The following is an 11,305-nucleotide window of genomic DNA, read 5'->3' on the forward strand; positions in this document are numbered from 1 at the left end:
CATCAAGCGCTTCGTCGAGACCGCCGGCAGCCCGTGGTTCGTGCAGGTCGGCGAGGAAACCGCACGCGTGCTGGCCGGCCTTGGCTACAAGGTCAATCGCCTCGGCATCGACACCCGCCTCACCCTGCCCGAGCATGATTTTTCCGGGAAGCGCAACGAGACCGTGCGCTACTCCGAGCGCTGGCTGCTGAAGAAAGGCTTTTCGTTCGACGAGGACAAGCGCACGATTTTTCTGGATGAAATTGCCCGGCTTTCGGAAAACTGGCGCGGCGACCGCATCGTCAAGCGCTGGGAGATGGGCTTTCTCAACCGCAACTTTGCCGACCATCTCGGCACCGACATGCGCCGTTTCGTCCTGCACGGTCCCGACGGCGGACTGGTCGCTCTGCTCGACTTCGACCCGCTGTGCCGCAACGGAAAGGTCATCGGCTACACGACGGCCTTCAAGCGCAAGCATATCGACGCTTCGCCGCATGCCGAGGTCGGCCTGACCAAATTTGCCGTCGACCGTTTTCGCGAAGAGGGCATCTCGGTGGTCACGCTCGGCCTGTCGCCGATGCTCGATATCGGGCCAAGCGGCTTTGCCGAAAGCGATTTCTGGCGCAATGCCTTCCAGCGCGCCTACGATTCGCCCTGGGTCAATCGCCGCAGGTTCAACCTGCAGGGCCAGGCGGCCTTCAAGCGCCGCTTCCACGGTGTCGAGGAGCCGGTCTACATCGCCTTCCGCAAGGGGACGTATGTCGAGATGCTGGGGTTGCTGCGGCTGGTCAAGGCGATCTAGATCTATCGATATTCAGGTGAGGCCGGCCTGCAAATGGCGGCTTCCTGCGCTTCCGGTGCTCACGTACGAAAAGTACGCTCCGCTCCGGTTCTCGGAATCCGCCATTTTCGACTCGGCCTGACCTGAATCTCAACAGACCTGGCGGCGTTCTGCCGTCAATTCCTCAACCGATACCCTGTCCTGAAGATCCAGGCGACGATCGTTATACAGATCAGCAGGAAGACGACCGTCATGCCGAGGCTGACGCCGACCGAGACGTCGGACTTGCCGTAGAAGCTCCAGCGGAAACCGCTGATCAGGTAGACGACCGGGTTGAACAGCGTGATCGTGCGCCAGACCTCGGGCAGCATGTTGATCGAATAGAAGCTGCCACCGAGGAAGGTCAGCGGCGTGATGATCAGCAGCGGAACCAGTTGCAGCTGCTCGAAACTCTTCGCCCAGATGCCGATGATGAAGCCGAACAGGCTGAAGGTCACCGCCGTCAGCACCAGGAAGGCGAGCATCCAGAACGGATGCAGGATGGTGAGCGGCACGAACAGCGAGGCGGTGGCCAGGATGATCAGGCCGAGGATGATCGACTTGGTCGCGGCACCGCCGACATAGGCGATGACGATCTCCAGATAGGAGACCGGCGCCGACAGAAGCTCGTAGATCGAGCCGACGAATTTCGGGAAATAGATGGCAAAGGAGGCGTTGGAGATCGACTGCGTCAACAGCGACAGCATGATCAGACCCGGCACGATGAAGGCGCCGTAGCTGATGCCGTCGATCTCGGTGATGCGCGAGCCGATGGCCGAGCCGAAGACGACGAAATACAGCGACGTCGAGATGACCGGCGAGACGATGCTCTGCAGCACGGTGCGGAAAGCACGTGCCATTTCCATCCGGTAGATCGCCCATACTGCGCGAAGGTTCATGGCTCCCTCCTCACCAGATTGACGAAGATCTCCTCGAGCGAAGAGTTTTGCGTGTCGATATCGCGGAACTGGATGCCGCCGGCCTCGAGATCGCGCATCAACGAGGCGACGCCGGGCCGCTCGGCCTGGTTGTCATAGGTGTAGGTCAGCTGCCCGCCATCGGGCGACAATTCCAGCGCATAGCGCGAGAGCGCCTCGGGAATGGCCGTCAGCGGATTGCGCAGTTCCAGCACCAGCCGCTTGCGGCCGAGCTTGCGCATCAGTTCGGCCTTGTTCTCGACCAGGATGATCTCGCCGCGGTTGATGACGCCGACGCGGTCGGCCATCGCTTCGGCTTCCTCGATATAGTGCGTGGTGAGGATGATGGTGACGCCGTCCTCGCGCAGCCGGCGCACCATCGCCCACATGTCCTGGCGCAGCTCGACGTCGACGCCGGCGGTCGGCTCGTCGAGGAACAGGATGCGCGGCTCATGCGACAGCGCCTTGGCGATCATCAGCCGGCGCTTCATGCCGCCCGACAGGGTGATCGCCTTGGCGTCCTTCTTGTCCCACAGTGAGAGATCGCGCAGCACCTTCTCGACAAAGCCGTGGTTGGCCGGCTTGCCGAACAGGCCACGGCTGTAATTGACCGTCGCCCAGACGCTCTCGAAGGCATCGATGGTCAGTTCCTGCGGCACCAGCCCGATCAGACCGCGCGCGGCGCGATAATCCTTGTTGATGTCGTGGCCGTCGACGGTGACGGTGCCCGACGAGCGGTTGACGATGCCGCAGACGATCGAGATCAGCGTCGTCTTGCCGGCGCCATTGGGCCCAAGCAGCGCGAAGATTTCGCCGCGCTGAATGTCGAGATTGACTTCCTTGAGCGCGGTAAAACCGGTGGCGTAGGTCTTGGAGACCCCGGAAATGGACAGGATGGAAGGCATGGATGAAAACGGCTGCTTGAAAGAGGTCCCCTGATATAGGCCGAATGTCGGTGCTTGCAACCGCAAGTCAATGCCCTGCTGACAGTTCTCGACAATCGTTGCAGGCCGGCCATTGCAGGTGCGGCGCACAGGCCCGGAGTTGCGCGGCATGCAACCGGGAAAATTGTCCTGTGGCGTTCAGCCTCGCGGCAGGACGCCGCTTTGACCTGAACTCGCTTCGGGCCTATTCTTCGCGAGTATTTGCAGCAGCCGGAGCCCATCATGGACCCGCTCATACTTTCGCGTATCCAGTTCGGCGCGAATATTTCATTCCACATTCTATTTCCGACGATCACCATTGCGCTGGGTTGGGTGCTGCTGTTCTTCAAGCTGCGCTACAACGCCACCAACGATTCCGCCTGGATGCGCGCCTATTTCACCTGGGTGAAGGTGTTCGCGCTGTCCTTTGCCATGGGCGTGGTTTCGGGCGTCACCATGAGCTTCCAGTTCGGCACCAACTGGCCGGGCTACATGGAAAAGGTCGGCAACATCGCCGGGCCGCTGCTGGCCTACGAGATCCTCACCGCCTTCTTCCTCGAAGCGGCCTTCCTCGGCATCATGCTGTTCGGCTTCCGCCGCGTTTCCAACCGCATCCACACGCTGGCGACGGTGCTTGTCGCCGGCGGCACCACCGTCTCGGCGTTCTGGATCATCGCGCTCAATTCCTGGATGCAGACGCCGGCCGGCTTCGAGATGCGCGACGGCGTGGCGCATGCGGTCGACTGGTGGGCAATCATCTTCAACCCGTCGATGCCCTACAGGCTGACCCACATGCTGCTGGCGTCCGGGCTGACGGTGTCGTTCCTGATCGCTGGCCTGTCGGCGCTGCGCTATCTCACCGGCGACCGTTCGGAATCGATGTGGAAGGCGCTGCGCACCGGCGTCTTCACGGCCGCGATCCTGATCCCGATCCAGATCTTCGCCGGCGACCAGCATGGGCTGAACACGCTGGAGCACCAGCCGCAGAAGATCGCCGCCATGGAAGCCAACTGGAACACCGGCCCCAACGTGCCGCTGGTGCTTTTTGCGCTTCCCGACGAGGCCGCGAAGGAAAACAAATTCGAGATCGCCATTCCCGACGGCGCCAGCCTGGTGCTGCGGCACTCGACCAGCGGTGTCGTGCCGGGACTGAACGATTATCCCGGCAACCATCCGCCGGTCTTTCCGGTGTTCTGGGGTTTCCGCGTGATGGTCGGCACAGGCATATTGATGCTGCTCGTCTCATGGTCGGCGGCCTTCTTCCTCAAGCGCCGGCACAGCCTGCCGAAGCCGCTCGCCATGCTGATGGTACCGATGGCGCTGTCGGGCTGGCTGGCGACGCTGGCCGGCTGGTACACCACCGAAATCGGCCGCCAGCCCTGGCTGGTGACGGGCGTGCTGAAAACGGCAGACGCGGTCGGCCCGGTGGCGGGCAGCCATGTCGCGCTGACGCTGGCGACCTACCTCGTTCTCTATGTGCTTTTGCTGATCGCCTATCTCGGCGTGCTGGTGCACCTGGCGCTGAAGGCGGCGAAGGACGGCGATTCATCGCCGCTGCCGGGCGTCATGAACGCCGCCATGTCACAGCCGGCGGCTGGCGAGTAGGAGAAGAAGATGAGCTTCGACTGGCCAACCGCGCTTCCCCTCATCTTCGCCGGCCTGATGGGCCTCGCCATCCTGATCTACGTCATTCTCGACGGTTTCGATCTCGGCATCGGCATCCTGTTCGCCGCCGCCGAAGACGCCGAACAGGATACGATGATTGCCGCGATCGGCCCGTTCTGGGACGCCAACGAAACCTGGCTGGTGCTGGCCGTCGGCCTGCTGCTGGTCGCCTTCCCGCTGGCGCATGGCGTCATCCTGACGGCGCTCTACATTCCGGTCTTCGTGCTTTTGCTCGGGCTGATCCTGCGCGGCGTTGCCTTCGATTTCCGCGCCAAGGTGCCAGCTGGCCGGAAGCATCGCTGGAACCGTATTTTCTTCCTGGGTTCGCTCATCGCCTCGCTGGCGCAGGGCTACATGCTGGGTGTCTATGTGCTCGGCCTCGATGTCGGCCTCGGCGGCATGGCGTTCGGCGTGCTGGTGGCGTTCTGCCTTGCCGCCGCCTACGCGGCGATGGGTGCCGCCTGGGTGATCTACAAGACTGAAGGCGAATTGCAGAAGAAGGCGGTGCGCTGGCTGCGCACGACGCTGGTGCTGACCGCGCTCGGCATGGCCGCGGTGTCGCTGGCGACGCCCTTCGCCAGCCCGCGCATCTTCGACAAATGGTTCGTCTGGCCGGAGATGCTTTATCTGTCGCCGCTGCCGATCCTGTCGGCGCTGCTGTTTCTGTGGCTGTGGCGGCAGACCTTCCATCTGCCGAAGCCCGACGACCGCCATTCACTGACGCCGTTCCTGACGCTAGCGGCCATCTTCGCGCTTGGCTTTGCCGGCCTCGCCTGGTCGTTCTACCCGTTCGTGGTGCCGGATCGCCTGACCATCTGGCAGGCAGCCTCGGCACCGGAAAGCCTGGCCATCATCCTGGCCGGCACCGTGGTCGTGCTGCCGATCATCATCTTCTATTCCTTCTATGCCTACCGGGTGTTCGGCGGCAAGGCGACCGACCTGACCTACGATTGATCCGCTCCACCTCTTTGACGCAAAAGCGCCATGCGCTTTCCCCAGGAAGGGCTGCTTTCAGATCAGCCCGGAATCGCGCGCGGCAGCTGTGGCCTCGCCACGCGAGATGGCATCCAGCTTACCCAGAACCGCGGAGACATGGTGATCGACGGTTTTTGGTGAAATGGTCAGATGCTCTGCGATCCGCTTGTTGGAGAAGCCGCGCTCGATCAGTTGCAGCACTTCCATCTGGCGTTGGGTCAGGCCGGCGCTGTTGGCGCGCGTGGTCTGGCGCGGCCCCCGGGCGATGCGAATGACGCCGTTGCGCCGCATGATTTCGCGCACATGGCTCGCAACCGGCTTGGCTCCAAGGGTCTCGAATATCTCGAGTGCCGCACGCTGCGCCGGCTCATCGCCCTGGGCGAGCGCGAGCGCACGTTCATAAGGTGCGTTGAGATCCGCCCAGACCGCGGCCGCCCCTTGCCAGTCGCCAGCCAGGAGCATTCGGTACGGCGCGGCCATGCCGGCCGTATCCCCCGCGTCGCGACCGGCGGAGAGGATCTGGCGCCAGCTGGCCAGTTCGGCAAACATGGCCCGCGTCGGCGACAGGGTCTCGGCAAGGTCGATCAGCCGCAGCGCCTCGGCGATTTCCGCCTCGCCGAGCCATGCCTGCTCGGCGACGATGGCGGCGTACGGCAACAGCCGCTGCAATTCGGCTCCCCTTTCCAGGAACCGATTCATTTCCGCCAGCAGCGGCTCGGCCGAAGGATCTCCGCGCCGAAGACGCAGTTTCACCAGGGCCACCAAAGCGGGATAGCGGACCAGCGCCGTCGCCTGGTCATTGCTTATGACATCCAGAGCTTCGGCGGCAGCTTCGTTCCAGTATCCCTGACGCAACAACAACTGTGCCCGAACCCCACGCATATAGTCACGCCAAGTCGCCAGATCGTTGTCGACGCAATAGTCGATGCCGCGATCGAGGAAGGATTGAGCCTGGCTGTAGCCCAATTGGTTGATCTCGCCACAGGCGCAATTGGTGAAGGCACGCGCGGCGTGCTCCTGAAAATTCTGCTCCAGCGCGATTTCGAGGCTGCGGGCGAGATGCAGCCGGCTGCTGGCCAGATCCAGCCACTGCTCGGCGGCGCCGACATTGTTGAGCGCGTGACAAACGACATCCTGCCGGTCCAGCTGCTCGGCAAGCTCGATCGCCCTGCCGCCCAGCGACAGGGTCTCGTCGAGCCTTTCGGCCAGCATCGCCAGCTGCGAAAGGTTCGAATAGGCCATGGCAAGTTCGGCACTGGCGGGAACTGCCTCCAGCAACGCGACCGCCTGGGCGCCGAACAGGTCGGCTGCCGGGCGGTCGCCCAACAGATAGGCGAAGCGCGATAGCCACCTGAGGCTGTCGCCTTCCTTCAGCGTGTTGCCAAGCGCCTTTTGCAACGCGCGGGCTTGTTCCTGCGCCTTGATGGCCTCGTCAATGCGGGCGATCAAGTGACACTCGAAGGCATACTGCTCGTAAAGTCCGGCGCGTTCTTCCACGGGCAAGGTGTCGGCCTGCCGCAAGGCGACCTCATAGTAGCCGGCGGCGTCGCGATGGGCGCCGACACGCGAAGCCTCGCGCGCGGCGATCGGCGCGAATTCGCGCACCGCCTCGAAATTGTGCGCTTCCACGGCGTGATGGACCAGGCGTGCGGTGGCGACGCCGCCGTTTTCAAGCAGCGCCGACAGCGCGCGCTGGTTGAACAGTCTCCTGTAACTTGTCGTCAGCATCATCTCGATGGCGCGGCGTGCGATTTCATGGCGGAAGGCATAGCCATCGCCCAGATCGTCGAGCAGCCCATTCGACACACATTCCGCCAGCTGTCCGGCGCTGGCGACGCCGCACAGGCCCTGCAGAGCCCAAGCATCGGCCCGCCTGGGAAACACCGATACCGCGTCCAGCATCGAGCGGGCACCGGCGGACAACCGTTCGGCCCGCGCCACAACGGCGTCCCGCACGCTGGCCGGTGGCGTCATCTCATTGTCGGCGCACAGGAGCTCGGTGACGAAGAAGGCATTGCCGGCGGTGACCCGGTAGATGGCGTCGCCATCGCGGCCGGCAGCGCTGGCGAGCGACAGGACGGCCGCCTCGCTCAACAGCGGCACGTCGATACGGGCAACGTTGCCCGACGGAATTTCACCCAGCGCCCGGCGCACACGCGCCTGTCCTTCGCTGCGGTCGGTGCGCGCCGTCAACAGGACCAGGATGTGGGTGTTGGCGATGCGCCGGCCAAGAAAGCGGACGAAATCGAGCGTCGCGTCGTCCGCCCAATGCAGATCCTCGATTACCAGAAGCGTCGGCTGGGTCCTTGTCTCGAACACGTCGAGGGCACCGGAGAACAGTGGCAGCCGCTGACCCTGCCTGGCGTCGATCGCCTGCGGCATCGCCCATTGCGCCTCGCGGGCGAGGTCATAGAGCGGTCCGAGCGGATCGGGGATCGACAGGTCCTCGCAGGCGCTGCGCAAGATGCGCGTAGCCTTGGCCGCGCCGGCGACGAAGGCCTCGACCAGTGCGGTCTTGCCGGCGCCGGCCTCGCCCGACAACGCCACCACGCTGCCGCGACCACGCGCGGCTTCGGCGAGAAGTCCGTCAAGCTGCTCCAGCTGTGTCTGCCGTTCCAGAAGCATGATCGTCCGCTTTTCGTGATCCGGGTCGCTGCCGCACCCCGCTTTCGTCAGGCAGGATAGCGCGGCCCGGTATCGGCTTTGTGGCTCCAGCAGTGAACGCCGTTAACATGGGGAATCGTCCCACGAAACATAGGGAAAGGTTCCGATGCGCGCCCCTGGCGAGCGTGATCAATGTCCTCCGCGCTCAAAACCGGGCGTGAAACAGTAAAAAAGGAACCTGATATGCCTCGCTATGTGGTTGAACGTACATTTCCCAACGGCCTCAGCGTGCCGGTGAACGACGCCGGCGCCGATGCGCTGGGCGGCGTCATCATGCGCAACGCGGAGAAAGGCGTGACCTGGGTGCAGTCCTTCGTCTCGCCCGACAAGAAGCAGAGCTTCTGCATCTATGACGCGCCTTCGCCGGAAGCGATCCGCAGCACGGCCCAGAAAAACGCGCTGCCTGTCGACAAGATCACGGAGGTGCGGGTTCTTGACCCTTACTTTTACCGTTGACCCGATCGATGAGCATCAAACTGCCCTTCGCGGCGACGGCAGCGTGCCTGACGAATCGTTCAGCGGGCCGTCGGCGGCGTCGAGACCCGTCGGACGAGACCCGTTACCGGGCCGGGCTTTCTGGCGGCTGGCCTCGCTGCTGTTCGCGCCATTGCGCAAGAGTCGGCGTCGATTGCCTCCGCAGGACGATTATCTGAGACGCGACATCGGCCTGCCGGAGCTCGAGGGGCTGCCGCACTACTGGGACTTCACCCGGTACCAATGATGCGTGCAGCCGAGATCCGACGTCGCAGCGGGAGCGGCTGCTCCCGCGCGCCATCAACAAGGAGGAGAGAACATGAACATCCATCTGTGGACCAAACACCTCATCAACCTTTCGATCCTGTCGATCGCGGCCACCGCGGCCAATGCTCACAACGCTGGCGCGCTGGACGAGAAGGTGCGGGCAGCCAACAGCCGCTTCGAGAACGTGGCGATGGCGACGGCCGAGGGCTATGCGCCGATCCCTTGCGCCAGCGGCATCACCGGCGGCGCCATGGGCATCCACTATGTCAATGCCGGTTATCTGAAGGACGATGCGGTCGAACTCGCCAAGCCCGAGGCGGTGATGTACGAGCCGATGGCAAACGGCAAGCTGAGGCTGGTGGCCGTCGAGTACATCACCTCGAAAGGTCCGGCTTCGCTGGAAGGGCAGCTGTTCAATTTCGACAGCGCGCCCAACCGCTACGGTCTAGGCCCGTTCTATGAACTGCATGTCTGGGCCTGGAAGAAGAACCCGGCCGGCACCTTCGCCGACATGAACCCGACTGTGTCGTGTGACGCGATGAAGGCCATGTAGCCGGCAGGGGCGGGGCGGCTGAGTGCGCAAATCTCCCCCCGCGAGGGGGAGATTGGGCATTCTCAGTTGCTTGCCGCCAGCACCAGCACCGGCTTCTCGCTATAGAGCGCCGGGAACAGGGCCTTCAGGTTCGCCACCTTGGGCAGGTCGTTGTAGACGATGTAGGGATAGGTCGGGTTCAGCGTCAGGAAGTCCTGATGATAGTTCTCGGCCGGATAGAAGGTCTTGCCGGTTTCCAGCGTGGTGACGATCGGCTCCGGGAACACCTTGGCCTGGTCGAGCTGGGCGATGTAGCTTTGCGCGATCTTCTTTTGGGCATCGTTTTCGGCGAAGATCGTCGAGCGGTACTGCGTGCCGGAGTCCGGACCCTGGAAATTCAGCTGGGTCGGGTTGTGGGCGACCGAGAAATAGACCTGCAGCAGCTGGCCGTAGGTCACCTTCGACGGATCGTAGGTGATCTCGACGGATTCGGCATGCCCGGTACGGCCTGAGCCGACCGTCTCGTAGACGGCGGTGTCCTTGTCGCCGCCGGTGTAGCCGGAGACGGCCCTGGTCACGCCCTTGACGTGCTGGAACACGCCCTGCACGCCCCAGAAACAACCGCCGGCGAAGATTGCCTTTTCAGTGCCGGTGGCCGCCTTCTCGTCGAGTGCCGGCGGCGGGATCTTCACCGCGTCCTCGGCCGAAACCGCCGGCGTCAGCCAGAAGGCGGCGCCAGCGGCGGCCAGCGCAAGAACGGCGAGCGCGCTGCGGAAGACGTTCGACGATTGTCTGATGACTGGTTTTTGAATGTCGGTCATGGCTTGAGCTCCTGTGACGTCCATCATGTGGAGTCTATTGGATAAGATACGATCATGCGACGGGCGAGTTGCGGCCGAAGCCTCACTTTCACGTGCATCCGGCTTCGGACCCGCGGGACCGAAGCCGGAAACAGCACCGCCTTTACTTGGCCGGAGCCATCGCATCCGTTGCCGGCTTCATGGCGTCAGCCGCCGGCTTCATGGAATTGGTGGCCATCGGGTCGGCAGGCTTCATCGCATCCGTTGCAGGTTTCATGGCGTCTGCGGCCGGCTTCATCGCATCCGCGGCCGGTTTCATGGCATTTGCAGCCGGCTTCATCGCATTGGTCGCGTCGTCGGCACGGGCGATGCCGCCGGCAAACAGCGCCGTCGAGCACAGAGCGAGAGCGAGTGCCGGCAGCGTCAGGCGGGAAGTGGTCATGATGATCTCCTTGGGTTGGTCGTGAAGGCGCGCCCTCTTGGCGGCCGTGCTATGCGGCGCCGCTCCATGCGGCGTTGCGCAATTTCTTGTCGAAGCGCGATCTAGTCGGTCGCGGCAGCCAGGATCGGTCCGCCACCGGGCGACTGCACGAGCACGGCGGTGCTCAGGCCGCCGGACGCGGCGGGCAGAGGATATGTCGCGGCCGCGCCGGTCCAGCTGCCGAGTTTTTCGAGCGCATGCACGACATTGGCGTGCGGCAAGGTGCGGCCGGTATTTTCGCCGCGCGAAACCGGCACCTCGACCACGCCCTTGGCATAGCGCACCAGCCAGACATCGGCGTGGCCGCCAGGTGCGGCGCCGGCGCCGATGCTGATCTTGCCGCCATCGAGTGACAATGCCGGGCCGCTTGTCCGGCCGCTCGCCGCAATCAGCTTTTCGATTTCGCCGGGTGCGGCACCGACGACATCGGCATGGCCGTTGACCACCACTTGCGGCGTGAACGGCCCGTCATGACCGAGCGCCGGCTCATAACTGACCTGGCGCCGGGTGAATTCCTGTTTTCCGAAGATATCCTTCCAGCCGAGATAGTCCCAGTAGGTGACGTTGAACGACAGCGCCAGCACGCCGGGCTGGTCCTTGACCTTGATCAGATTGGCATTGGCCGGCGGGCAGGACGAGCAGCCCTGGCTGGTGAACAGCTCGACCACGCTGAGCGGCTGGGCCGCCGCCGCACCGAGCGACGCTGCCAGCGCAATCGCCGAGAGGCTGGACACTTTGATGAACGTACAGGATCGCGACATCGGCTTGCTCCGTGGGCGGCGGCGCCTGGAAGCACCGCAGATATCCC

General features: G+C 63.8%; 12 protein-coding genes. 6 read left to right on the plus strand and 6 right to left on the minus strand.

Annotated elements, in window-relative coordinates:
- The coding region (locus EN925_RS07995; RefSeq protein ID WP_128336440.1) for a phosphatidylglycerol lysyltransferase domain-containing protein at nt 1-781 on the plus strand (781 nt) is incomplete at its 5' end.
- Nucleotides 782-936: 155 nt separating this feature from the next.
- Here EN925_RS07995 and EN925_RS08000 read toward each other — a convergent pair.
- Together EN925_RS08000 and EN925_RS08005 are read right to left on the minus strand one after the other, a co-directional pair.
- Nucleotides 937-1,698 (minus strand): ABC transporter permease, encoded by a 762-nt coding sequence (locus tag EN925_RS08000; RefSeq protein ID WP_013528680.1) that lies wholly within the window; start codon nt 1,696-1,698, stop codon nt 937-939.
- Entirely contained in the window at nt 1,695-2,621 is a 927-nt protein-coding gene (locus EN925_RS08005; RefSeq protein ID WP_024502216.1) for an ABC transporter ATP-binding protein, read from the minus strand. The genes EN925_RS08000 and EN925_RS08005 overlap by 4 nt, the downstream gene beginning before the upstream one ends.
- A gap of 261 nt (nt 2,622-2,882) precedes the next feature.
- On the opposite strand from EN925_RS08005, the gene EN925_RS08010 reads away from it, so the two are divergent.
- A complete protein-coding gene (locus EN925_RS08010; RefSeq protein ID WP_013528682.1) occupies nt 2,883-4,244 on the plus strand; it encodes a cytochrome ubiquinol oxidase subunit I in 1,362 nt (453 codons plus the stop codon).
- A 9-nt stretch (nt 4,245-4,253) separates the two neighbouring features.
- Nucleotides 4,254-5,258 (plus strand): cytochrome d ubiquinol oxidase subunit II, encoded by a 1,005-nt coding sequence (locus EN925_RS08015; protein ID WP_013528683.1) that lies wholly within the window; start codon nt 4,254-4,256, stop codon nt 5,256-5,258.
- 57 nt (nt 5,259-5,315) lie between these two features.
- Here EN925_RS08015 and EN925_RS08020 read toward each other — a convergent pair whose 3' ends face one another.
- Nucleotides 5,316-7,904 (minus strand): AAA family ATPase, encoded by a 2,589-nt coding sequence (locus EN925_RS08020; RefSeq protein WP_127385460.1) that lies wholly within the window; start codon nt 7,902-7,904, stop codon nt 5,316-5,318.
- Nucleotides 7,905-8,075: 171 nt separating this feature from the next.
- On the opposite strand from EN925_RS08020, the gene EN925_RS08025 reads away from it, so the two are divergent.
- From EN925_RS08025 to EN925_RS08035, 3 genes are all read left to right on the plus strand, one after another.
- Nucleotides 8,076-8,399 (plus strand): DUF4242 domain-containing protein, encoded by a 324-nt coding sequence (locus EN925_RS08025; protein ID WP_245461039.1) that lies wholly within the window; start codon nt 8,076-8,078, stop codon nt 8,397-8,399.
- Nucleotides 8,377-8,664, plus strand: a complete 288-nt coding sequence (locus EN925_RS08030; RefSeq protein ID WP_082827512.1) for a hypothetical protein — start codon at nt 8,377-8,379, stop codon at nt 8,662-8,664. Before EN925_RS08025 ends, EN925_RS08030 begins: the two co-directional genes overlap by 23 nt.
- Before the next feature lie 72 nt (nt 8,665-8,736).
- A complete protein-coding gene (locus tag EN925_RS08035) occupies nt 8,737-9,237 on the plus strand; it encodes a hypothetical protein (protein WP_063173443.1) in 501 nt (166 codons plus the stop codon).
- 62 nt (nt 9,238-9,299) lie between these two features.
- Here the strand turns inward: EN925_RS08035 and msrA are convergent, their stop codons facing one another.
- The 3 genes from msrA to EN925_RS08050 all read right to left on the minus strand — a co-directional run bounded on the left by msrA (nt 9,300) and on the right by EN925_RS08050 (nt 11,258).
- On the minus strand, nt 9,300-10,037 hold the full coding sequence (gene msrA / locus EN925_RS08040) for a peptide-methionine (S)-S-oxide reductase MsrA (protein ID WP_024504097.1): 738 nt from the start codon (nt 10,035-10,037) through the stop codon (nt 9,300-9,302).
- 142 nt (nt 10,038-10,179) lie between these two features.
- Entirely contained in the window at nt 10,180-10,458 is a 279-nt protein-coding gene (locus EN925_RS08045) for a hypothetical protein (RefSeq protein ID WP_027162827.1), read from the minus strand.
- A 101-nt stretch (nt 10,459-10,559) separates the two neighbouring features.
- Complete coding sequence (locus EN925_RS08050; protein WP_127388490.1) at nt 10,560-11,258, minus strand: DUF1223 domain-containing protein; 699 nt, start codon at nt 11,256-11,258, stop codon at nt 10,560-10,562.
- Between the last annotated feature and the right edge of the window lie 47 nt (nt 11,259-11,305).

Source organism: Mesorhizobium sp. M7A.F.Ca.US.006.04.2.1 (assembly GCF_004022915.1).
Classification (GTDB): Bacteria; Pseudomonadota; Alphaproteobacteria; order Rhizobiales; family Rhizobiaceae; genus Mesorhizobium; species Mesorhizobium ciceri.